Source organism: Evansella tamaricis, from assembly GCF_019042215.1.
GTDB classification, from domain to species: domain Bacteria; phylum Bacillota; class Bacilli; order Bacillales; family Salisediminibacteriaceae; genus Evansella; species Evansella tamaricis.
On record NZ_JAHQCS010000056.1, the window covers coordinates 57808 to 82049 of the forward strand.

A 24242-nucleotide genomic window follows, 5' to 3' on the forward strand; every position below is an offset into this window, starting at 1 on the left:
GCACTTCGGAAGTGACAACTGAAGTCAAAGAACAGACTTCTGTTGTCATTCCTCCATTATCCTCCTAAGTTCTTTTACAGCCTCTTTTGAAGGTTTTAATACAATTACGCTTCATTAAAATTGTGTCAGTCAGTCTAAAAACCTCTGTCTGATTTCTGGGGTAGGAATCATACAGTCCTCTTTTTTTCCAAACCATCGGTAACGGTTTTTCGCCACAATGCTATAAAAAATATTTCGAATTGGTGGGGGAATCACAACTAATGGGAAAAGGAGTTTCCATCCCCCCCGTAACTCTTTAGCCACATGAAGTGCCGCAGAGGATTTTACATAGTACTTCTCATTTTTTATCAAGATAAAACTGTCCATCGTTGAGTTTATATTATACCGTTTCAAAAGTTTTTGTCCCTCAGTACTCTGTAGAGACGCGAATTGAAAGATGCCCTCTGGATCCCGTTTAATAATAAACTGAACACTCGTGGTGCATAAATTACATACACCGTCAAACAAAATAATTTCACTCATAGCAATTCCTTGCCCCCGTTCCTACTATATCCATTAAGTGTGCCTTATTTCTAGTATAATAAATTCGTGTACAAATGAAAAAATAATGTAACTTTTCTTTAACATCTGCGTGGTTACAGTGAAAGGGGGTTCCGATGGGAAGAGAGAAGGATTTAGAAGAGATCTACTCGCTCTACTTAAACGATTTATACCGTTACATATTTTCATTGTGTAAAAACAAGCATTTGTCTGAAGATATTGTCCAAGAAACTTTCTATCGGGCCTATATTTATTTAGAAAGTTATCGAGGTGAAAAAATTAAACCATGGTTGTTTAAAGTAGCTTATCATACTTTTATCGATTGGATGCGAAAGGAGAAAAAATTAAAGCATTATGATTCGATTGTAATGGAAAATGCCATAGATGATCAAAACCAAGTGAAAAGTGCAGAACAGGAGTTTTTCATAAAAAAAGATATTGAGAACTGGTTTCAAGGACTTGAAACGTTAACGGTTACAAAACGAAACGCCTTATTGTTACGGGTTTACTTTCACTTTTCTTATCAGGAAATAGCAGATCTCATGGATATATCCCTCGCAAAAACGAAAGTGACAATTTATCGCGGGAGAAAGGAAATAAAACAATGGCTGGAAAAGGAATCAAAAAAAAGGAGAGAAGAATAGATGGATTGTAAAGAAGTAAAGGAAAAATGGGCTAATTACTTTATGGGGAATATGTCCACAGAAGAGCAGCTAAAGATTGAAAAACACATTCAGTCGTGTCCGGTCTGTCAAGAATGGTCTAAGGAAGATTTATACGATGAGGATGAAGAAGCAAAACTGTTTTTTTCAAATGAGGAAGTGAGAATAGGCGCTGAAGAGAGTAAGGGAGATAGATTATTTCAAGAAGATGAAATTCCCATTGATAAGCAAAAAAAAATGTTATGGAAAGCCAAGTGGAAGCACCGGTTATCCAATGCACTTACATTAATCTCCCTATTAATTATTGGTTCAATCATCAGTGGTATTTTAACTTCACTTTATTACGGTGTCGGTGGAGAAACGAGTAAAATGCAGACAGGGTCCGAAATCGTCAGTGTTGCAACGCAAATGACAATGCCCAATGTTTATGTAGGGGGAGGAGGGATGAATTCCGGGTTTTACTTTAATGTGAATATGGATTACAGTATTCATAAAACATTAGGGCAGCAGGAGAAAACAATTGGACAAGTAGAAGGGAGACTATTGTTTAATTTTTTATCAGTAAACAGAGAGTGGAATGAAGGACAATACGATGTTATGCTCCACTTTATTCATCCTGGATATTATGAATCGCAGCCTGACACAGAGAAAACTTTTTTACAAGAACTTACAGATGAAACATGGGAGGCTTTATCAATTCTCCCGGAAGGTACTGTATCTGAGATGGCAATTTCTTTTGATAGTCTTTATGAAATCGATGATGTGTATCCCATATTAGATGGTTATGACCTGAACATTGCCTGGTACGGAATTGATACGGGAGTGGAGGATCAAGTCAAGGCAGAATATGCATCTCCATATTTAAGTGCTAATAGTGGAATACTCGGGTTTCATGAGCGTGGAGTTTTTGAATTAATGCCAGGAAATTCTCTCTCGTTAGAAACACGCGGTGATGGGGATGTAAGGGCAGAAGCCTTTCAAAACGGTCTTCGTTTCTTATCTGAAAATGAAAAACAGGTTACACGGTATCTATGGAGTATTAACAGCATTGGTGCCACATTGTCAGAAAGATACCAATTTATTCAGGAAAATGGTGTGAAAACATACGGAGTGGTTGTTACAGGACCAACCAAGGAGTTGTTACGACTACAGGAGGTGGAAGAAATCCAGTTTGCCACATTGGGAGAAGTAGATTTATGGAACTGGTATCGAAAAGGTGCTGGGGGAACAATCTATAATTAACTATTTCCTTTCCGTTCTAACAGTAATCAACTGGAGTGTAGGTGTTTCAGCGGAAGCTAGATTTTTGTCTTGAGTCTGGAACACCTTGTTGTCTTTTAAAATATTGCTGGAATTGAAACTTCATACGGTCGTGTTCCGTAGAAGTAAAAGAGAAACATAAAGAATGATAAGATAATGGTAATAGGTTAACAGATTGGCATTTCCGTGTTACTATTTAGTCGTAAATACATATCAAAAAATGTCCTTTTTTGGAGGGTGGTGACGTGTGTTCGCATTTTTCAGACGGCTCAAATCAGCAGTTAGCTCCATACATACGATGATGGAAAAAGGGGAAGAACCGGAGGATATGCTGAATCAGTATGTTCTGGAACTGGAGCAGGAAGTTAAAGATGGAGAACTGGCCATGTCAAAGATGATTGCAGAGGAAAAACTGCTCTTAAAAAGGCTGAAAGAGATTCGTGAAAAAATTGAGAAACGGAATCATCAAGTGATCGAATCTATCGAGACTGGGAAAGAGGATTTTGCAAGGCGTGTACTTGAAGATAAGTTACAGTTAGAAAGGGAATATAAACAATTGGAGCTATTAAAAGACTACATGGAGAAACAGAGTAAGGAAGGGAAAGAGAAACTAAACGAACTAAAGTTTGATTATCAAGAAATGAAAATAAAGCGTGATATGTTAAACGGAAAAACAGGTGTTGCAAATGCCCGTGCAGAAATAAAACATTCCACCTTAACAAACTATTCTGATATCGGAAGTGAATTGGATAGGGAAATTGAGAAAGTGAAAGCCACCATAAAGAAAAAAAGTGAGCGGGGATAACAATGGAATTATTTGGTTATACATTAGAAACAATTTATTTATTCGGTTTTATTGCTGGTGGAGTATTAACATTAATCTATATTTTATTTGGTGATATTGTCGAAGGGCTGTTTGAAGCACTTTCAGAAGGTCCTTTTAATCCCACCCTTATCTTTTCATTTATTACGTTTTTCAGTTCCTTAGGTTATATATTAGAACGATTCTCTTCGATGAACAGTCTTATTATTATAATTATTTCCTTATTAGTAGCAGTCCTCTTAGTAACTTTATTAAATGTATTTGTCCTTCTGCCCCTTTCACGTGCGGAAGCTACGATGGCTTTTTCTGATGCTGACCTGAAAGGGCGGATTGGTACGGTCATTACTTCCATTCCGGAGAATGGTTTTGGCGAGGTCATGATACAGGGAAAAAGCGGGAACATTGCAAGATCCGCTGTTAGTTTTGATGATGTTCCAATTCCAAACGGGGAACAGGTTCTTGTGATTAAAGTGGAAGACAGCGTTCTTCATGTTTCGATCCATGAAAAATTAGATTGAAACAATTTCCAAGGAAATATAAACAGTTGATTTTTATCAAAGCTATTAGAGCTTGGGAAAATCCCTAAGCTTTTTAATAAAAAGACAGTGATAGTATTGTTTTTGAAGCTGTGAACTTCTCTTGTAAAATCAGTTTCGTAAAATCAACATTACTATTTCACAGAGCCAAAAAAACAGAAAGTGGCTAATGCCAAAGGAGGAGAAACATGTTATTAGGTTTAGATCCAACAATTGGAATTATTATTGGCATCGTAGTAGTTTTAGTACTGGCACTTATCGGAGTTTTTGTATCTAAGTACCAAACTGCAGGTCCAGATGAAGCATTAATCGTAACAGGTAGTTATCTTGGGGGAAAAAATGTAAACATCGACGAATCGGGAAATAGAATTAAGATTGTCCGCGGGGGCGGTACGTTTGTTTTACCAGTTTTCCAACAGGCAGAAAAACTCAGTCTCTTGTCAAGTAAAATTGATGTTTCCACTCCAGAGGTTTATACGGAACAAGGGGTTCCAGTTATGGCAGATGGAACGGCAATCATTAAAATTGGCGGCTCCATTGGAGAAATAGCCACAGCAGCTGAACAATTTTTAGGGAAATCCAAGCAAGATCGTGAAAACGAAGCGAAGGAAGTACTAGAAGGTCACTTACGATCTATCCTAGGTTCATTAACCGTTGAAGAAATCTATAAAAACAGGGAGAAGTTTTCTCAAGAAGTGCAGCGGGTAGCTTCTCAGGACTTAGCGAAAATGGGACTACTTATCGTATCCTTTACGATTAAAGATGTTCGAGATAAGAATGGCTATTTAGACTCTTTAGGTAAACCGAGAATTGCACAAGTGAAGCGTGACGCTGACATTGCAACTGCCGAGGCGGATAAAGAAACACGTATAAAGCGTGCGGAAGCATCTAAAGATGCAAAACGGGCTGAGTTAGAGCGAGCAACAGAAATTGCCGAAGCGGAAAAAGTAAATCAATTGAAGGTTGCTGAATTCCGAAGAGAGCAAGATGAAGCGAAAGCTCGCGCTGACCAGGCATATCATTTAGCCGAAGCAAGGTCAAAGCAAGAGGTTACAGAACAACAAATGCAAGTTCAAATTATTGAACGTCAAAAGCAAATTGAGTTAGAAGAAAAAGAGATTCTACGTCGTGAAAAGCAATATGATTCGGAAGTTAAGAAAAAAGCGGACGCTGACCGTTATGCAGTGGAACAAGCTGCAGAAGCAGAAAAGCGTAAGCAATTTGCAGAAGCCGACGCGAAGCAATACAGTGTGGAAGCTATGGCAAAAGCAGAAGCGGAGAAAGTCCGCATCGATGGTCTTGCAGCTGCGGAAGCGGCTAGAGCACAAGGGGAATCGGAAGCTGATATTATTCGTCTGAAAGGTCTTGCGGAAGCGGAAGCGAAGCAAAAAATCGCAGAGGCCTTCGAACAATATGGACAAGCTGCAATCCTCGATATGATCTTGAAAATGCTACCTTCCTATGCGAAAGAAGTGGCTAGCCCATTATCAAACATTGAAAAAATCACTGTTGTGGATACTGGTTCAAGTGGGGAAAAAGGTGGAGCAAATAAAGTTACAGGATACGCAACAAACTTAATGGCAACGTTACAGGAATCACTGAAAGCATCTTCTGGTATTGACGTAAAGGACCTCATTGAAAACTTCGCAGGTAAAGGGAACGAGAAGTTAAACCTGGATGAATTAACAGGTGATGGTTCGGGAAAAAAATCAGTGGATGTAGGTAGTGGAGATTCTCAAACAAAAGAGTGATAAAAATTAATTTTTTGTAAATTGATATGACTTTGCAACAAAATTAGCAGCGACTCTTAATAGATCAAGCAAAAGAAAACGTATGGTCCAATTCCTAGGACCATACGTTTTTTTTAGTCTAAAATCGGGCAAGCCACAGGACGTGGCGCTTTCCCAACGGGCGGATATAGTCCGGAGCGATGCTTGTAGAAAAAGAGGTAATGTCCTACGCTCGTGTTCATAGGCGATTGCGCTTTTCGTATTAGAAACAGGGGGGCTAATATTAAAATACGTCCTAGGTCTTAGGAAAGATATATCTCGGGATCATTATCGAAAAATGGCAAATAACTTAAGATTAAGACAGAAAAGAAACAAGGAGGAAAAAAAATGAAAAAATTTATCTGGTTTTTACTAGCGCTAATTGCATTGTTTATAATACTGGCTAATCTTGGTCCAATGGTAATGTTAGGGTTTTCGGTGTTCTTGCTCTACTTGATCTTCAAACAATTTATTAAAACAGAATCCACGGTTGCGAAGGTGCTTTGGGTCATCCTGGGATTGTTCATCCTTGGTGTTGCAGTTTCAAATATCTATGCCGTAATTGGAATAGCTGCTCTTTACTTCCTTTATTTTATCTATAAAAAATGGCAGAGCGAAAAGGAAGTAACTTTTAATAAACCGGAAAGCAATGATCCATTTAGCAATTTTGAAAGAGAGTGGGCAAATTTAAACAAATAAAAGGAACGATTCAGGAGGGGGGAAGAGCTTGAATGGGACATGCTTTGATATGGCAATGGAACATGTTCGTAAATTATCCTATCACCTTTAAAACAAAAACAATATTTTTCCAAAGGAGAGAAGCAAAATGACAAACTTATTTACTCGAATGAAAGATGCTATCGCAGAAGATATGGAGGATTTGGTGGGAAAAAAAGATGGAAGAAACCCCATTGTTGCACTCAATCAATATTTACGCCAAAGTGAGCAGGAAACAGAAAAAGTCAGAAAATTAGTGGAAAGACAGTATCGTCTACATGAAGAATTCACTAAGGAATATGAGCAAGTGGTACAAATGGCATCAAAGCGGAAGCATCAGGCAGATGTTGCCCAAAAGGCCGGGGAAGAAGCGATGTACCAGTTTGCTGTTCGTGAAATGGAAGCATATGAAGAAAAAGCAATCCGTTTGAAAGTGGCAAAAGAAGAATCTGAAGAACAACTGCAGATTCTAGAACAAAAATACGAAGAAATGATGCATAAACTAAAGGATATGAAATACCGGCAGTTAGAATTAATGGGTAAGGAAAACTTGGCACGTGCGACACAGCAAATGGAAAAGGTTGTTGGAGGAGCAATGTCATCTTCCATTTCCGAACAGGAAGATGTTATTCAAGGCAGTCAGGAGAATGGGAATCACTTTCGAAATTCGTTTGATAGCAGGATAGCAAAACTGGAAGAAAAGTGGAACGAAAAAGAAGATTCAAAGAATTAATAGACGAAATCATATACTCCAGCCCATCTATGGTGCTGGAGTTTTGAAAGAAGGTGTGGAAGTGAAAACCATCATTATTGTCTTAGTAGGTTTTGTGGTTATCATTTCATTGAACTATGTTGGGTAATGTCAATACCATTACTGTCTCATTGGATAATTGCTAAAGTCTAATTATCCTTAAGACTTCACAATCAACAAATCAAACAGAAGAAAAAATAAAGCAGAAAAAAATAAAGCAGAAATCGAACAAAACTGGTATTCTAAAAAAGGGATTATTTAACGAATTTTATCGATATGTGATGAGACACATTTTTTTTATGAGAAGTAAGAAATAATTAGAGAGGAGGGGCCAATGATGTTTCAACGTTTCACTACAGATACATTTAACTGGATATTCATTATTGGGGTAGCCCTTCTATTTGCAGAGATATTTTTCTTTAACAATGGTTTAATCTTTGGAATTCTTTTTCTATCCGCCCTTATTTATATCGGAAAGAGAATGTATGAAAATATTGTGGGAAAGATTCTGTTCTGGATTGGTGTATTCATCCTGTTTTTTACAATAATTGATTTAATGGTGGCCCGTTTTATTATCATTGCAGCAATCGTCATGTTCATTATCAGTTATCGTCAATCTAAAGATGACCCGGACTATTTTTCCCCTGAGCTTTCAGAGGAAAATGTTAATAGTCTTCCGGAACCTTTAGTGAAAGTAGAGTCTATATTTGTCAATCAGTTCAGCGGGAATCAAAGTACAGACGAGTCCCCTTATAAATGGCGGGATATTAATGTGCATGGAGGATTCGGGGATCGAATTATTGATTTAAGCAACACGGTTCTGCCAGAAGAAGCAGTTATTTCCATTCGTCAATTAGTTGGAAATATTAAAGTTTATGTACCATATGAAGTGGAAGTTCACGTCACTCACAGTGCTGTTTTTGGGAGGTCCACTGTTTTTCACAAAAAACAAGTATCGCTCTTTAATCAAACTTTTTCCTATATGACAGAAAACTATGGGACAGGAAAACCACGTGTTAAAATTGTTACTTCCCTGTTGTCCGGTGACATTGAGGTGAAGCGGATATGACATTCCTAATAAAACAAATAATTGTGGGAATAGTTGGAGCAATGTTGTTTGCAACTATCCTGTTAGTATCCACTTTCATGATTTTTCCATTGGACAATTGGTCTCAATTAGTGGAAACCAAGCTGTTTGATGTTTCCTATTTCCTTTGGGTCATTATAGTTACTGTGATGATTGGTGGAATAGTTGGTTATTCATATGGGAGTTTTAGCTCGAACAAATTAAACAATATTCATGACCGGTTGGAAGAATTAGTGAAAGATCAAGAACTTTCAATGGAAGAACTTGAAAAAATGAGGGATTTGAAAAGAATCCAACGCCAGTTTGAAAAACTGGAAGAAAAGCTGGTAAAACAGGCAGAAGTATCTCAAAAGCTCGTTTCAGAAAGGGCGAAGGAACGGGAGAAGAGTTTGCAGGAAGTGGTATTACAGGAGCGAAATCGCCTAGCTAGGGAATTACATGATTCAGTAAGTCAGCAATTGTTTGCAGCTTCGATGATGATGTCAACCATAAATGAAGGTGATTTTGTAGACGATCCGGTTGTGAAAAAACAGCTCGGTTTAGTGGAAACGATGATTGATCAATCCCAATTAGAGATGAGGGCACTTCTCCTCCATTTGCGTCCATTCGCACTAAAAGAAAAATCACTCCACGAAGGGATGGTGGAATTACTAACAGAATTAAGATTAAAAGTCCCGATGCAAATTGAGTGGAAAATAGAGCCCTTGGACCTGGATAAAGGTGTAGAAGACCATCTTTTTCGCATTCTGCAAGAATCCGTTTCAAATGCACTACGCCATTCCAAAGCCAATCAGCTGGAAATTATGTTAATTGAACGGGATAGTTATGTGATCATGCGAGTATCTGATGATGGTGTTGGGTTTAATGTGGAAGATGCCAAGACCAATGGATCTTACGGCATGGAAAACATGCAGGAGAGGGCAATAGAAATTGGTGGGACATTAAAAGTCGTCAGTGTGGAAGGTCAAGGAACTCGATTAGATGTAAAAGTACCACAAAGGAGGGGTGTTGCAGATGATTAAAGTATTATTTGCTGATGATCATGAAATGGTTCGTATCGGTGTATCATCTTATTTAACTTTACAAAAAGATATTGAGGTTGTAGCGGAAGCGGATGATGGTGGGGAAGCGGTGGAACTTGCATTGCAACTTAAACCGGATATCATTCTGATGGATTTAGTTATGAAAAAAATGGATGGGATTGAAGCGACCCGCAGAATTATTGAACAATGGCCGGAAGCCAAGATCATTATTGTGACAAGTTTTGTGGATGATGAAAAAGTGTATCCTGCATTAGAAGCAGGTGCTGTTAGTTATATGCTAAAAACATCCAAAGCAAAGGATATTGCTGACGCCATACGCTCCACCTATGAAGGTCAATCAATCCTTGAACCGGAAGTAACCGGGAAAATCATGTCCCGTATGCGGCAAAAACCAGAAAAACACCTTTATGAGGCGTTGACCGAACGGGAGACAGAAGTTTTAAAACTCATGGCTGAAGGAAAATCAAACCAAGAGATTGCAGACGAGTTATTTATCGCGTTAAAAACGGTGAAAGTCCATGTGAGCAATGTCCTCGGAAAACTGGAGGTCCAGGATAGAACTCAGGCAGTAATTTATGCCTTTAACCATAATTTGTTTACTAACTGATTGTGGGATGCTACATATAAATGAAAAGAAAGAGTCTGTCGCACAGTGTAATGATGGTCTAGGACAGACTTTTATTTATTATTCGTAGTTTTCTAGTCCGATTCAAACGCTTTCATTAATAAAATATCCCAATACAGAAGTAGTGGTGACAAGGCAAAAAAAGTATCACGGATGAGTATGAAGTCTAGTGGTTCTATTCTGACTGAAGTAATATATGAACCTATAAGTATGCCAACAAGGAATGTCCGAAAGACGAGACGGGATTTTGTTTTTACGGATGAATAAAAAAAATCGATAGCCCCAATTAAGGTTACAAAAGCCCAAATATAAGAAAATCCCATGATCGGAACGCGGGGAATGGGTTGAAAAAAGAAAAGGAAGATTAAAACAAAGGTCCAAATGACGAGAAAACCAATCCATTTTAATAATAACTGTATAAGAAACCCCTCCTTTATTTTTCACAACATCAAACCAAAACTTCACGATCATCGTGTGTCGCTTTTAATAAAATATAATCGTGATACATTAGAATATTCAATTGTTTTGAAGATGTAACAGGAATTTAAGGATATTCTAAATCAATGTAAGTGGAAAGACGTTAAAGAAGAGATCTATTTTTCTGCTAAAACTCCGGCAACATGTTTCATAAATACATCTGCAATATTAATGGAACTGTTCATGTAGAGACTTCGGCACCCAACGGAATCTTCCATTTCATTAAATAAAAGGTTCCCATCAAGGTCAAATAGAAAATCAATCCCAGCAAAGTCGATTGTAAGTCCATCCATCATTTGTTCCACAAGCATCGTCTCCCCTTTAGATAACTTGTATAAAGAAGATTTCCCACCGGTAGATATATTTGCACGAATATCATTGGAAGTGGATTCGCGGAGGACAGCACCGACGATTTTGTTAGCGACAATATAGACGCGTAGATCTTTGCCTGGTTGATCACAAACAGGTTGGCCCACGAGTTCTTCTGGAAGCAAATCTTTAATTCTTTGCACATCTTGATCGGATTGAATGTGGTGTACACCTGTACCTCCCCTTCCGTAAGGGTCTTTTATAATATAAGGGACAGGAAATGGGTGATTTTTCAAAAGGGATGTTTTTGTTAGGGAGAATGTTTCCAACATCGGAATTCCCTTTGAGTGAAAATAGGCATGTGTCAGACGTTTATCATTGGCTATTCTAGATAGGAAGGGGGAGTTCATTACACGAATCCCTTTCTTTTCCACGAGCTCATTTAACCAAGGGGATACTGATCGGTTAATAAGAAAGGAAGGGGGGGCATGTTCGTGATTTCCCCTTAACTCTACCTCATGATCTAAAGTGAAAGGAACTCCTTTTTCCGAGGTCACACTGAAACGAAATGTTTCTAAAGGTACTAACGAAAGGGACAAGTTAACTTTCTTTGCTCCTTCCATTAATAAGGAGATAAATCTCCTGTTTCTGTTAATATCTTCTTCTCTATAAACAAGTAAACCATGATGGTTTTTCGTCTTCATTTGACTTCTTCCTTTCACACTAGGACATTCTATTTAAGGATTGATGTATATAGTTAATCATATGTACCGCCACGTCAACACCTGTACATTCGTATATACTCCGAAGATGGGGATTAGAATTCACTTCACACAGTATAGGACCATCTTCTCCAAAGAGTAAATCAACTCCAGCAAAGCTTGCTCCAACTGCTTTTGCACTAGATACGGCTAAAGTTTTTTCCAAATCTGTTGGATCATATGGTTTTGTTTTTCCCCCTGCTGTAACATTCGCACGGAAATCAGTCTCAGATGTCCGTTCCATAGAGGCTACCACTTGATCACCAATCACATTTAAACGGATATCCCGCCCAATACTTGTCATAACGGGCTTTTGAAAAATATATTCTTTCCCATTTAAACATTGTGTTATTTGCTTTAACTCTTCTTCTGTGTTTACCCAATAGACTTGTTTTCCGAAGGAACCGTATGCTTCTTTAATTATCATGGGAAAACCTATTTGATTAATAACTAAATCAAGGTGAGTTAAATCCTCAACAGGGAGCCCTTCATAAACTTTAGGGGCGATCATCGTTTCAGGAATTGGAAGGTGTTTTTGAGCCAGTTCATGGTACATGGCCGCTTTATTATCACATAATTCAATCGCCCGGGAACTATTCCAAACTGGGATGGAAAGGGCCTCAAGTTGCCTTGCCAGATGAAGATCCTTGTCCGCAAAATGAACAAAATCGGGCTTTTTAGATTCCATTCCAGTCAGTGATAATCTTCTATTATGGAGGGTCACTATTAGCTGATTATTAGGGATGGCTTCCACTTCCATGTTGTTCTCGGAAGCAACTTGTTGAAACCACGCTACATAATCCATAAATTTATCCGTAACTAAATTACCGTTATATATGATCCAGCCGTACGTTTTGTTCATTTAAAGTAACCTCCTTCAGTATGGCACGGGAATATGATAGAGTATATTGAAGGACCTGGTCCCGCACAAATTTCGCACAATTTAAGAAATGTCATAAAATTGTGCGGGACCAGGTCCATTTGAATCATGGCATGATTTTGAAGAAAAATCAATGAGATTCGCTTGAAAGGTGGGGCTTTAATGATACATACATACGAAGATGCGTTACAATATGTGGATTCCAAAAAAGTTGCTGGAATACGTTATGACTTAAAAAGAATCGAAGCGCTGATGGAGAATTTGCGACATCCCGAAAGAAAGGTAAAAACCATCCATGTGGCAGGAACCAATGGAAAAGGATCAACGGTAACTTATCTTAGGTCCATGCTATCCGAAGCAAATTTCTTTGTTGGTACTTTTATGACACCAGTTTTTGGAGAGGTGCGGGAGCAAATTTCAATTAACGGAATACCAATGAGTGAGGAAGATTTTACATTAGTTATAACTGAAATACAGCCGGTAATAAAAGAAACGGAGCTGGAATTAGGTGAAACGATCAGTGAATTTGAATTAATGACGACATTAGCTTTTTATTATTTTTCCTTTAAAAAACCAGTGGATATAGCGGTTATTGAAGCGGGAATGGGCGGTAAAAACGATGCCACTAATGTAGCAGTTCCCCTTGTATCTATAATTACAAATGTTGCTATGGATCATGAACAGTTCTTAGGGAATAGTATTGCAGAAATCTCAGAGGAAAAAGCAGGGATTATCAAACCTGGCATTCCAGTGTTCACAGGGGCAACAGGCGTATCATTACAGATCATTCAACAAGTGGCCAATCAAAAAAAGTCCAAAGCTTACAACATAAGAGAGCATTGTACATACTCAACAGAATATAAAGACGGGAAACAAAAACTAACTTATCAAGCACCTTATCGTAATTTGGAAGGAATCCATTTAGGGATGGCAGGAGAGCACCAAGGGGAAAATGCTGCATTAGCAATCCTTGCTGTGGACTACTTAAAACAGTACTATGCATTAATGGTGGATGATGATCAGATTGAGAAGGGAATGGAAAAGGCAAAACTTCCAGGGAGATTTGAAATAATCAACGGACCACCACCCATTATTTTAGATACAGCACATAATCCTGATGCGGTTATTAGGATGTTGTCCACGTTGACTCGGGTATTCCCAAAAAAGAAAGTTCATGTTTTATTTGCTTCAATGAGAGATAAAGAAGTGGAAAAAATGTTAACGCTTCTTCACGAATCAAGTAATGTCTCCAAGATTTTAGTGACGAGTTTTTTATCTCCGAGAGCCATGGATGTAGGAGAATATGAGACCTTCAATACAATGGTGGAAATTGGAAGGAAAATAGATAATCCATCCAAATGGATAAATGATTGGAAGCGAACAAATACGGATACTGATGATATTTTACTTATTACAGGCTCTCATCAATTTATAGGGGAGATGAGAAAACAGTGTTGAAAAGGTGTTGATGGTTTTGTAAAAATATTGAAAATTTATTGAAATAAAGAAGGAATATACGGCAGAAAAAGAGAATATAAACATGAACATTAGGAAGAACACAATCATACTCCTTTTCTTCGTATATTCTTACTACGATTTGTCACTGCATTTTTCGTTCACTATAATGAAGAGTGATAGATAAACTCATAGATTGATAGTTGTTTAAGATATGAAAAATAAATTAAAATCAATATTAACAGCTCAAGTTTAATATGGTAAGATAGTGAAATATTATTTTAAATTGATGAAATATTTAAATTATTGACATGAAATATAGAATTATAGGGAGGTGTTAAGGTATGCCAAAGTCGGTAAGGCTCGGAAGTACTATCATTTGGTTGTTTGTGTTTCCAATTTTTCTGTTTATTTTTTTCCAGGAAAGTAACACGATGATTCAGGAGCATTGGGTTGTTTTGTTATCGTTTCTATGTTTGAACATTATCGTATCCTTTTTTCCAATCCGCCTTGGTCATACCAACATCATACCGTTACAGGGAATTTCCCTCGCCGTGTTTTTGCAATTCGGTCTTTTGGTTGAAATGTTTATCATGCAAGTTGCTATTATTACCTCCTTAATGAGGATCAGACTGACGAAACAGGAACTTTACCGGATTCCCGTTAACTCCTTATTATTTCTGACTGTCTCACTAATTTCCGGACTTTCCTACTATCTTGTCGGGGGAACCACTGGCAATATTTCAGAAGTTTCCATAATGACGTTTGCATTCCCAATTCTTGTATATGCTTTTATGTATTTTTTCATAAACCATTGTCTTCTTTTTCTGATAAAAAAATATCTTGTAGGCCAGAGGGATATACGATTTATTACAGATGCCTTTAAATGGGAAGGGATATCAGGGATTCTTATTATTCCGGTTGGAGTAACATTAGTACTCCTTTATCAGGAAATCGGTGTTATAGCAATCTTCTTAATAGGAATACCATTATTTATCTTATCAATTATTTTAAAACTTTATAATCGAAGTGAAACAACAAAGAGTTTGCTCCAAAAAGTGAGTAATTTCGGTTATAAAGTGAATGCGAATCTTCCAGAGGATAAAATCATTGAACTAATTATTCATACCATTACTACTATCTTCCCTGCCAAGGATGTCTATTTATATGAAAAACGGGGTGAGAAGTTAACCCTTTTAAAAAGTAATAGCAATGACTTAGTTGACGGAAGAATTGAAACAGATGGTATCAGCAATAAAGTACTTGAGTATGGGGAATCTTTGTTATTTACACATAGAAAATTCTGGAGACTGTTGGACAGGGAAAGGGGTTTGAGTGTAGATGCCCATTCCATTGTATCTGTTCCGGTGATACACAATCAGAAGGTTGTGGGTGTCATTACGATGACATCTAATCAAATCCGTGCCTTTGGAAAAAGTGATATGATGTTACTTGAAATTATGGCAAACTATTTAGCTGTTGCTATTGAAAATGCTAGAAACTATGAAAAAAAGAAGCATGAAAGTGAACAGTGTGCTTTAACCAACTTATATAATTTTAGATATTTTGAATCTTTATTGATGGAAAAATATGACAATCCCACTTCGGAAGATGAGTTTGCTGTTATTCTGTTAGATTTAGATCATTTCAAGAAAATCAATGATACGTATGGACATCAAAGTGGGAACGAAGTGTTAAGACAGGTATCTGACGTAATTAAAAAGATAGTGGGGAACAGCGGAACGGTTGCGAGATACGGTGGTGAAGAATTCGTGATCTTATTGGAAGGGGAAGATTCCAGATTTGTGGAGGACATGGCAGAAGCGGTACGGGAATCAATTGAAACACAGATTTTTCGTGTAACGGATGATTTGAAAAAAGGGGAAAGACGATCTGTAAGGCTTACTGCCAGTATTGGTGTGGCAATAAAATCAGAGGATAATGAAACAGCAATGTCCGTCCTTCGTAATGCCGACCGTGCCATGTATACAGGAGCAAAGCAAAAGGGTCGGAATAGAGTGTCACATTTTAGTTAAAAAAACACATGGAGACATGTGTTTTTTTATTGAGATAACCAGCAAGTATATTTTTTCTTACCTCTGTCTAGCTCCAGCAACGAGCGTTTGCTTCTGTGGCAATCCACAAATCACTACAACGGACAGGACGTCCTAATATCGGGCATGCCACAGGACGTGGCGCTCTGCCCGATGAACGGACAGGACGTCCAAATATCGGGCATGCCACAGGACGTGGCGTTCTGCCCGATGAACGGACACACTTCCAAGTGAAGCTTGTAGAGGAAGAAGCATTGCCCTACGCTCGTGTTCATAGGCGCTTGCGCTTTTCTTAAAAGGTAAGAAAGTATAAGTTTTTGCACCTTCGGGCAAGTTGTCTAGCTCCAGCGCCTACTCACTACGGGGCACTTCGGAAATGACAACCGAAGTCAAAGATCGGACTTCTGTTGTCATTCCTCCACTGCCCTACGCTCGTGACCAAGGCGCTTGCGCTTTTCTTATATTACTTCTCCCTTATCGGTGTTGTATCTAATAAATCGGTTAAGGAATTACTGCCGCCGCCCGTACCTGGAAAGAACGGGGCATATTCCTCTTCTGGAATATCTTCATAGGTTACTTTTGCATTATTTATTTCAAACTGTTTACTGACAACCGATCCTGATTGTGCGCCTCCATCAATGATGACTTTTGATTGAGGGGCATAGATCAAACTGGATGTATTATCAGAACCCCCTGTAATCTTTATTTCACTCCCTAGGCTGATTATATGTCCCACTATCGAAGTCCCCCCAGAAAATTCGAGATCAGCGGTGTGAGAAAAAATGGAGGCAGTGATTCCAGTACCGTTACCGATTGTGAGTTTATTTGTACCACCGTAGAAAATATTTACTCTATTATTTATACCTTGTCTTAACTGCCCCCCACCGGTTATAGTAAACTGGTCTTCGATGTATATGTTGAGTGTGCCAGTACCTTCTATTTCCAGTTTTCCATTATTAATAATTAGTCGTTTTAATCTAAGATTTCGTTCACCAGAACCAATAGTAATCTTCGTGTCGCCTTCAGAATTAAGTTCATTCAGCGATATATTATTTGTCATCGTATAGCTTGACTGGTATGAATTATTCCAAGGAGTTAGTTTGAGGATGCCACTGTTTATTCCTCCCCCATTGCTTGGTGTACTTAATTCTGGAAATGTAGGAAACACAGGATCATTAAATTTTAATTCTCCTTGAAGATCGGCTATCTTTTCAGATGGAATATGATTAAATTCATTTGGTTTTGAAATAATACTGTCCTTATTTCCCCCAGGCCCAATATACAATTTATTAGATATTCTGCCGTCCCAACCAAAAGTCACTGAGTTATCAGATGTTGAATTCGTATACACATTCCCAGCAATCTCTCCGTTTACAACAAGTTTCTCCGCCCCAAAGATTGCCATTTCCCCCGGGATGTTGGTTAATGGACCAGAAGCTTTAGGCAGCCATTCAACAGTAAATTCTGACGAAAGGGTTCTGTTTCTATTCCCGATAGTACCATTAGAAGTTATTACATACTTTCTTTGATCCCCTATTTGATTAGGATATTTATTTATGCTTACACTAACTCTTGGTGGATTATTAAAGGATTCCTGAAATGAAATGTTTTCCAGGTCATCTTCGACATTTAATTTAAATTGACTTTCTATTTCGTTAAAAAAGTCATTGGCATTGGAAGTGGAGTCATAGACAGATTCAATAATTGTTTTTACTTCGGCCACCTTAACGTTGACTCCTGATTCCGCAATATAATACACTGCCTGATGGTCCCTCTCACCAGTACTTTGTTTCACATTGGTGGCGGTTGCTGCCATGAGACTGACACCAAGTACCGTTAACACTACGATGACAATCAAAACTATGATAAATGTTATTCCCCGTTCATTATTCAACTGATTTTTCACATTGAGTAAGCATTTCATATCTTCATCACCACCTAATCCCTTAAATAAATTACTGTGGAGTGGGAAGTATTCTCACCTTGTCTTGGTGTCAGACTAGCCAGTTTTATTTCCACTCTGTTTCCGTCCACTTCTTCGATCCAGTTATTTTGTATATTTGAGACGAGGTCACTTCCGTTTACTTTTAAGATATTGTCTTCCACTTTGTAGATAACTTCTTCTCCGTCTATGACCAAGGTTAATGTGTGATTGCCTGTTGCAACTACGGAGTCAGCATTACGAATGTCCTTCGTGATATGATTTAGTGCTAATCTGACACTTGACTGGTAATCCATTTGCTCGGATTGTTTTACCACCTGATTTTGTCCAAATAAATGGAACGATGTGGCAAGAATTAAAACGAGGGAAATCAATGCGATGGAAATCAATAATTCGATTAAAGTGATCCCTCTGCCATTGTTAAGGATTTGTTTCATTCTCCAGTCCCTCCCAGACTACGATGGATTCCATTTGTGCCTCCAATTTTAAATCTACGTTATCTTCAAAAACTTTCACCAATACTTGGACGAGGTTACTGTTCTTATGTTTTAGATTGATTGTGACGAAATACCTATTTTCCTCAGTGAACTCCAAGGTATGTTGTTTATTTGCAGAATCAAACTGACTTCCATACCCCTTGATGGTGATGGGTCCTGATAAAAAGAGATTATTCCCTTTACTGTGTTGAATCGTTTCTTCCATAAACAACTGCGCCACATAAGTGGCATCAATAATTTCTCCCGATACTTGAACTGTTTTTTGTGACTGTACGAAAAATCCTAAAAGGGGAATGACAATGATAGAAAGTATTACAATGGAGGCAAGAATTTCGATTAAAGTTTTTCCCCTTTGACATGAAACTGACTGCCGAATCCTCATAAACATAGCTTTACCTCCCATAAAAAGTCTCCTATTGATATAGTACCATTCTATATAGTGAAAAAAATACCCAAAATTATTAATTTTTAATTAGTTTTAAATGCAAATTAATGTAGAATTAAGTATAATAGGACTAAATCCAATTTAGTAATTTAGGACTAATGTGGAAGCAAATGACTTGTTTTTAAAAATAATGGGTATTTCTAAAACTACTTTCTTTCGGTTTATTATCCATTATAATAGAATGAGAGCTCAATTTATTAATAAACAGAAGGATTACTTCGTTAATTTGAGAATCCTCTTGCAAAATATAAAACTATAGTACTAGTTGCGGCCAAAAAGTACACTAAAAAGAACGAATTCACTTAAAGGGGTGGTGAAACAATGGTTAAAACACGAAAGCGATTAGGGGACCTGCTTATTGAATCGGGATTAATTTCTGAGGATCAATTAGAAACTGCATTAAAGCAAAAGACACAAAAGGAAAAGCTAGGTGATGTCCTTCTACAGCAAGGGTATATTACAGAGCAGCAATTAATAGAAGTTCTTGAATACCAATTAGGGGTACCCCATGTAAGTTTATACCGATACCCCATTGATCCGAAAGTGACAAATATTGTTCCTAAAGAATTGGCAAGCCGAAGTTTTCTCATGCCACTTAAATTAGATGGGGAGAAACTGTTAATTGCAATGGCAGATCCAATGGATTACTTTGCCATTGATGATTTAAGGCTATCCACAGGGTTTGAAGTGGAGGTTGCCATTGCCACAAAGGACGACATTTTGAAAGCTATTCAAAAGTATTATGACCTGGAAGACGCCGTCGAAGAACTTTACGATGAAATCCCCATAACCGATGAAGCGGAAGTGGATTCAAGTAGCGGACTGGAGTCTCCTGTCATCAAACTTGTAAACCAATTGCTAGTTAGAGCCGTTCAGGAACGAGCAAGTGATATCCATATCGATCCACAGGAAGGGAATATTGTTATCCGTTATCGTGTAGACGGAGTCCTTCGTACGGAACGGACTTTTCCGAAACATATGCAGAAAATGTTACTGGCTAGAATTAAGATTATGGCGAATTTGGACATTACAGAAACCCGTATACCTCAAGATGGAAGGATTAAAGTAACTATTGACTATCGCCCGATCGATCTGCGGATATCTTCCTTACCGACTGTCTATGGGGAAAAAATAGTCCTACGTATTCTTGATTTAGGGAACTCCCTCCATCAATTGGACAAGCTTGATTTTAGTTCCAAACATTTCAGACAGCTCGAAAAATTACTGACTGAACCCACTGGAATTATTTTAATTACAGGTCCAACCGGTTCAGGGAAATCTTCCACCCTATACGCTTCCTTAAGTAAGTTGAACTCTGAGGAAGTGAACATTATTACAATCGAAGATCCTGTAGAGTATCAGTTGGAAGGGATTAATCAGATTCAAGTGAATACGAAGGTGGGTATGACATTTGCAAGTGGGTTACGATCTATTTTGCGGCAAGATCCTGACATTATAATGGTGGGGGAAATCCGGGATTCGGAAACGGCAGAAATTGCAGTCCGTGCTTCCCTTACAGGTCATTTAGTGTTAAGTACAATCCATACGAATGATTCCATCAGCACAATTAATAGATTGTTAGACATGAAGATTGAACCGTTTCTCTTGGCAGCTTCCCTTTCCGGAATTATCTCACAGCGGTTAGTAAGAAGTATCTGTAAGAACTGTAAAAGGGAACAACCATTAACTGTAAGGGAAAGAGAGATTTTTTCAAGACGGGGTATGGAGAATGACAAGGTGTACCGGGGAGAAGGCTGTCCCACGTGTAATATGACAGGTTATCGGGGACGATTAGCCATTCATGAAGTTCTTGTTCTAAATAATGAAATAAAACAGATGATTATGAATGATAAATCGAGTCAAGCCATCCAAGACCATGCAGTGAAACAAGGCATGATGTTCTTAATTGATGATGGTTTAATGAAAGTTAAACAAGGATTGACAACAACCGAAGAAGTGTTACGAGTAGCGACGGACAAGTAGGTGATGGGATGACAAAAAGTATGAATCAACTCTTAGCAGAAGCGATGAACTTAGAAGCATCAGATATCCATTTGACAATCGGCAAGCCTCCAGTTTTACGGATTCACGGAGAACTGGTCACCTTTGGAGAAACTCCATTAACACCTGAAGATACGAAAAACATGGTGAACGAGGTTCTCCCAGAGAATTTACAGGCTAAATTGGAAGAAAACCGGGAAGTGGATTTTTCCTACGGTATTCCGGGAGTTTCCCGGTTTCGATTGAATGCTTATTATCAAAGATCCCATTTGAGTATTGCTATTCGTGTCATTAATATAGCCATTCCGACATTAGATGAAATTGCGATGCCGAAGATATTAAAGTCGATCTCAGAATTTAAGCAAGGACTGGTATTAGTTACTGGCCCTACAGGGAGCGGAAAATCAACGACATTAGCAGCGATGATTAAGCATATGAACGACCATGTAAAAAAGCATATTATCACTTTGGAAGATCCTATTGAGTATTTGCATAAGCACCGTAAATCGATTGTTGATCAACGGGAAATTGGATCAGACACAAAAAGTTTTTCGGCAGGACTAAGGGCTGCACTCCGTCAAGATCCAGATGTGATTCTTGTTGGGGAAATGAGAGATCTGGATACAATCGCCACTGCCATCACGGCAGCAGAAACGGGACATCTTGTGCTTGGTACATTACACACTTCCAGTGCTGCGGCAACCATTGACCGGATTATTGATGTGTTTCCTCCCAGTCAACAGTCACAAATAAGGATTCAACTGGCGTCTGTTTTATCATCAATTGTCTCTCAACGATTACTGAAAACAGCCAATCGTCCTGGTAGGGTAGCAGCAACAGAAATCTTAATGAATAATTACGCTGTGGCAAATTTAATCCGTAATGAAAAAATTCACCAAATAGAAAGTGTACTTCAGACAAGCCGAGCAGAAGGAATGCACACGTTAGAGACGAGCGTCCGTCAATTACTAGATAACAGTATCATTGATTATGACGAGGCGAGGACATATTTAAAAGAGAGGTGAATAATCAGTGCCACAGTTCCGCTATAAAGGCCGGTCCCAGAGAGGGGAACGGAAAGAAGGAGTCATTTCTGGTAAGTCCAAAAAAATAGCGATTGAAAAATTAAGAGAACAGGGAATCGCTTTGGCTCAATTGGAAGAGATGGAAACGAACTGGCTTAATAAGGAAATTACGTTCGGTAATCCTGTGAAACTGGGGGACTTTGTATTATTTCTTCGGCAGTTTGCCACTCTCTTGAAAGCGGGAGTTTCCATTGTGGATTCCACGAGAATATTGGGTAAACAAACAAACAGCAAAGCATTGGCCTCTGCCCTAGAGGAAATTGAAGAAGAACTTGTTTCCGGAAAGGCATTTTCCGATGCAGCATCGAAACAGTCAAAAATTTTCCCGCCCATTTTTATCAATATGGTAAGGGCAGGGGAAGCAAGTGGTTCCTTGGAAGAATCGTTGGAACACTTAGCCGTACAATTCGAGAAACAACATGATACGAAACAAAAGGTAAAATCAGCGTTAGCGTATCCGATTGTGATTGCAGTCGTAACAGTTGCTGTCGTTATTTTCCTTTTAACTTCCGTCGTACCTATGTTTGCCAGTATGTTTGAAGATTTCGGGAGTGAGTTACCGGCTATAACGGTATTTGTTTTAGGAATTAGTAATGTTGTATCTAGTTTTTGGTGGGCTTTATTAATCGCTGTTGTCATGTTAGTCATTGGGATTAGTATCCTACGGAAAAATCCAGAAACGAAGTATTACTTTGATTATGCGCTGTTGAAAATGCCCATCTTTGGACCACTTCTTCAAAAAGCAGCGATTGCAAGGATGAGCAGGACGTTAAGTTCTCTCTTTAATTCCGCAGTGCCGATTTTACAATCCTTGTCTATTGTGGAAAAAGTAGTGGGGAATGAAGTGATTAGTCGAACCCTTCAAAGTTCCAGGGAATCATTAGAAGAAGGGCAGCCAATGACAGAACCGATGCGGGATAACTGGGTGTTTCCTCCGATCGTTGTTCAAATGATCAGTATCGGGGAAGAAACAGGTTCATTGGATCAAATGTTAGGGAAGGTGGCAGAATTTTACGAAAAAGAAGTGGATTATGCTACCGACCGATTGAAGTCTTTAATAGAACCGATTTTAATTGTCGTATTGGCATCTGTCGTAGGATTAGTGGTCATCTCTATCATTGTACCGATGTTCCAAATTTACAACGAGATTTAATATTATTCTTAAGTGGCGATGAAGCGTGATCCGTATCCTGGGCACTTGGATCATAGGGAGCCAGTAGTGCAACCGGACTTACAAAAAAATATATATATTTTAAAAAGGAGAGGTAAAAGATGTTAAAAAGAATGCTTAAGAATCAAAAGGGTTTAACGTTGATCGAGTTATTAGTTGTCGTAGTTATTTTAGGGATCATCGCAGCGATTGCAGTGCCAAGTATTGGTGGGTTGATTGATAATTCTAAGAAAGACGCTCATATAGCAAATGCAACACATATGATAAGTTCAGCAAAATTAATGGTCGCCAGTGAGGGTTTTACTGGTGGTTCGGGAGCTGCATCAAATACAATGACAATTCCACTTAAGGGAGCAGATGGACTTGAACAAAAGGGATATTTAGAGGTAATGAAAGATCCTGATAGTAGTTCAGGTGCAGGTTATACTAGTGGAACAGTTACAGTTACAAAAACGGGAAATACATTTTCTTACTCAGTTTCACTTGTAGGTTCGAGTAGAACTATTTCTGGAGCTGAAGGAACTTTAACTCGCTCATCATTCCAATAATGATTTTTATTAATATTTAAAGGAGACTCCTAAAATGGACCTATTAATATTACACACCTATTTGTTTGTTCTCGGTGCCATTTTAGGCTCCTTCTATAATGTCGTTGGACTACGGGTTCCTCAAGGGGAGTCGATTGTTGCTCCCCGTTCCCATTGTCCAAAGTGTAAACACAACCTCACTTGGATGGAGTTAATTCCAATCCTTTCATTTATATTACAACGGGGACGTTGCCGAAACTGTCAATCAATAATTTCACCAATCTACCCATTTTTTGAGCTGCTGACTGCATGTCTTTTTACGATTTCACCTCTTTTGGTGGGATGGTCAAAGGAATTGCCAATTGCTTTAGCATTCGTTTCCTTACTCGTAATAATAACCATCTCAGACTTAAAAACGATGTTAATTCCGGACAAAATCCTGATTTTTTTCCTGTTTCTATTTATCGGACTGCGAATTTATCATCCTCTCACCCCTTGGTGGGACAGTCTCCTTGGTGCAGTGGTAGGGTTTTCGATCTTACTGCTTCTCGCCATCGTGAGTAAAGGGGGGATGGGTGGTGGCGACATTAAACTATTTGCCGTCATTGGACTTATCCTTGGACTCTATGGAGTGATTATCACCCTCTTTTTCGCCAGTCTGATTGGGGCAATTGCAGGGAGTATTGGCCTCATCAGGAAAAAGGCTACGAGGAAAACACCAATCCCATTTGGTCCATTTATAGCTATCGGTGCAACCTTCAGTTATTTCTTTCACAGCGCTGTGTTGGAATGGTATATGAACTTATTTTAAAACGAAGGGGAGGA

The 24242-nt window shown here is 38.5% G+C and carries 24 protein-coding genes; 18 read left to right on the forward strand and 6 right to left on the reverse strand.

Annotated elements, in window-relative coordinates; all coding sequences use genetic code 11:
- Positions 1 to 129 precede the first annotated feature (129 nt).
- Positions 130 to 522: a thiol-disulfide oxidoreductase DCC family protein gene (locus KS419_RS04490; protein WP_217064880.1), complete on the reverse strand. Its 393-nt coding sequence runs from the start codon at positions 520 to 522 to the stop codon at positions 130 to 132.
- A gap of 134 nt (positions 523 to 656) precedes the next feature.
- Between KS419_RS04490 and KS419_RS04495 the strand changes: the two genes are divergently transcribed.
- The 10 genes from KS419_RS04495 (at position 657) to KS419_RS04540 (ending at position 9795) form a co-directional block, all read left to right on the forward strand.
- Entirely contained in the window at positions 657 to 1184 is a 528-nt protein-coding gene (locus KS419_RS04495) for an RNA polymerase sigma factor (protein ID WP_217064881.1), read from the forward strand.
- Entirely contained in the window at positions 1185 to 2444 is a 1260-nt protein-coding gene (locus KS419_RS04500) for an anti-sigma factor C-terminal domain-containing protein (RefSeq protein WP_217064882.1), read from the forward strand. It begins immediately after the preceding gene.
- Positions 2445 to 2709: 265 nt separating this feature from the next.
- Complete coding sequence (locus KS419_RS04505; protein ID WP_217064883.1) at positions 2710 to 3267, forward strand: PspA/IM30 family protein; 558 nt, start codon at positions 2710 to 2712, stop codon at positions 3265 to 3267.
- Positions 3268 to 3269: 2 nt separating this feature from the next.
- Positions 3270 to 3803 carry an NfeD family protein gene (locus KS419_RS04510; protein WP_217064884.1) on the forward strand — a complete coding sequence of 178 codons (534 nt, stop codon included), beginning with the start codon at positions 3270 to 3272 and terminating at the stop codon, positions 3801 to 3803.
- 206 nt (positions 3804 to 4009) lie between these two features.
- Positions 4010 to 5572, forward strand: a complete 1563-nt coding sequence (gene floT / locus KS419_RS04515; protein ID WP_217064885.1) for a flotillin lipid rafts scaffold protein FloT — start codon at positions 4010 to 4012, stop codon at positions 5570 to 5572.
- A 366-nt stretch (positions 5573 to 5938) separates the two neighbouring features.
- A complete protein-coding gene (locus KS419_RS04520) occupies positions 5939 to 6289 on the forward strand; it encodes a lmo0954 family membrane protein (protein ID WP_217064886.1) in 351 nt (116 codons plus the stop codon).
- A 127-nt stretch (positions 6290 to 6416) separates the two neighbouring features.
- Positions 6417 to 7040, forward strand: coding sequence for a PspA/IM30 family protein (locus KS419_RS04525; protein WP_217064887.1), 624 nt, complete (start codon positions 6417 to 6419; stop codon positions 7038 to 7040).
- 355 nt (positions 7041 to 7395) lie between these two features.
- Complete coding sequence (liaF, locus tag KS419_RS04530) at positions 7396 to 8127, forward strand: cell wall-active antibiotics response protein LiaF (RefSeq protein ID WP_217064888.1); 732 nt, start codon at positions 7396 to 7398, stop codon at positions 8125 to 8127.
- Positions 8124 to 9167, forward strand: a complete 1044-nt coding sequence (locus KS419_RS04535; protein ID WP_217064889.1) for a sensor histidine kinase — start codon at positions 8124 to 8126, stop codon at positions 9165 to 9167. Before liaF ends, KS419_RS04535 begins: the two co-directional genes overlap by 4 nt.
- Complete coding sequence (locus KS419_RS04540; RefSeq protein WP_217064890.1) at positions 9160 to 9795, forward strand: response regulator; 636 nt, start codon at positions 9160 to 9162, stop codon at positions 9793 to 9795. The genes KS419_RS04535 and KS419_RS04540 overlap by 8 nt, the downstream gene beginning before the upstream one ends.
- Positions 9796 to 10406: 611 nt before the next feature.
- Here KS419_RS04540 and KS419_RS04545 read toward each other — a convergent pair.
- The gene (locus KS419_RS04545; RefSeq protein ID WP_217064891.1) at positions 10407 to 11303 is read right to left on the reverse strand and encodes an ATP-grasp domain-containing protein; all 897 of its coding nucleotides are present in this window, start codon (positions 11301 to 11303) and stop codon (positions 10407 to 10409) included.
- A gap of 19 nt (positions 11304 to 11322) precedes the next feature.
- Entirely contained in the window at positions 11323 to 12222 is a 900-nt protein-coding gene (locus tag KS419_RS04550) for an ATP-grasp domain-containing protein (RefSeq protein WP_217064892.1), read from the reverse strand.
- A 180-nt stretch (positions 12223 to 12402) separates the two neighbouring features.
- Between KS419_RS04550 and KS419_RS04555 the strand changes: the two genes are divergently transcribed.
- From KS419_RS04555 to KS419_RS04565, 3 genes are all read left to right on the forward strand, one after another.
- Positions 12403 to 13698 carry a bifunctional folylpolyglutamate synthase/dihydrofolate synthase gene (locus tag KS419_RS04555; protein ID WP_217064893.1) on the forward strand — a complete coding sequence of 432 codons (1296 nt, stop codon included), beginning with the start codon at positions 12403 to 12405 and terminating at the stop codon, positions 13696 to 13698.
- Positions 13699 to 14039: 341 nt separating this feature from the next.
- The gene (locus KS419_RS04560; protein ID WP_217064894.1) at positions 14040 to 15731 is read left to right on the forward strand and encodes a sensor domain-containing diguanylate cyclase; all 1692 of its coding nucleotides are present in this window, start codon (positions 14040 to 14042) and stop codon (positions 15729 to 15731) included.
- Between the two features lie 95 nt (positions 15732 to 15826).
- On the forward strand, positions 15827 to 16045 hold the full coding sequence (locus KS419_RS04565; RefSeq protein WP_217064895.1) for a hypothetical protein: 219 nt from the start codon (positions 15827 to 15829) through the stop codon (positions 16043 to 16045).
- 167 nt (positions 16046 to 16212) lie between these two features.
- On the opposite strand, the gene KS419_RS04570 is transcribed toward KS419_RS04565, so the two are convergent.
- The 3 genes from KS419_RS04570 to KS419_RS04580 are packed head-to-tail and all read right to left on the reverse strand — an operon-like array spanning position 16213 to position 18576.
- The gene (locus tag KS419_RS04570; protein ID WP_217064896.1) at positions 16213 to 17673 is read right to left on the reverse strand and encodes a PilX N-terminal domain-containing pilus assembly protein; all 1461 of its coding nucleotides are present in this window, start codon (positions 17671 to 17673) and stop codon (positions 16213 to 16215) included.
- A 14-nt stretch (positions 17674 to 17687) separates the two neighbouring features.
- Positions 17688 to 18128 (reverse strand): PilW family protein, encoded by a 441-nt coding sequence (locus KS419_RS04575; RefSeq protein ID WP_217064897.1) that lies wholly within the window; start codon positions 18126 to 18128, stop codon positions 17688 to 17690.
- Positions 18112 to 18576 carry a type IV pilus modification PilV family protein gene (locus KS419_RS04580; protein WP_217064898.1) on the reverse strand — a complete coding sequence of 155 codons (465 nt, stop codon included), beginning with the start codon at positions 18574 to 18576 and terminating at the stop codon, positions 18112 to 18114. The genes KS419_RS04575 and KS419_RS04580 overlap by 17 nt, the downstream gene beginning before the upstream one ends.
- 378 nt (positions 18577 to 18954) lie before the next feature.
- Here KS419_RS04580 and KS419_RS04585 point away from each other — a divergent pair, with 378 nt between their 5' ends.
- From KS419_RS04585 to KS419_RS04605, 5 genes are all read left to right on the forward strand, one after another.
- Complete coding sequence (locus KS419_RS04585) at positions 18955 to 20616, forward strand: GspE/PulE family protein (protein ID WP_217064899.1); 1662 nt, start codon at positions 18955 to 18957, stop codon at positions 20614 to 20616.
- Between the two features lie 8 nt (positions 20617 to 20624).
- Positions 20625 to 21659, forward strand: coding sequence for a type IV pilus twitching motility protein PilT (locus tag KS419_RS04590; RefSeq protein ID WP_217064900.1), 1035 nt, complete (start codon positions 20625 to 20627; stop codon positions 21657 to 21659).
- Between the two features lie 7 nt (positions 21660 to 21666).
- A complete protein-coding gene (locus tag KS419_RS04595) occupies positions 21667 to 22872 on the forward strand; it encodes a type II secretion system F family protein (protein WP_217064901.1) in 1206 nt (401 codons plus the stop codon).
- Between the two features lie 119 nt (positions 22873 to 22991).
- Entirely contained in the window at positions 22992 to 23438 is a 447-nt protein-coding gene (locus KS419_RS04600; RefSeq protein ID WP_217064902.1) for a type II secretion system protein, read from the forward strand.
- 34 nt (positions 23439 to 23472) lie between these two features.
- Positions 23473 to 24228, forward strand: a complete 756-nt coding sequence (locus KS419_RS04605) for a prepilin peptidase (protein WP_217064903.1) — start codon at positions 23473 to 23475, stop codon at positions 24226 to 24228.
- The last annotated feature ends 14 nt before the right edge of the window (positions 24229 to 24242 follow it).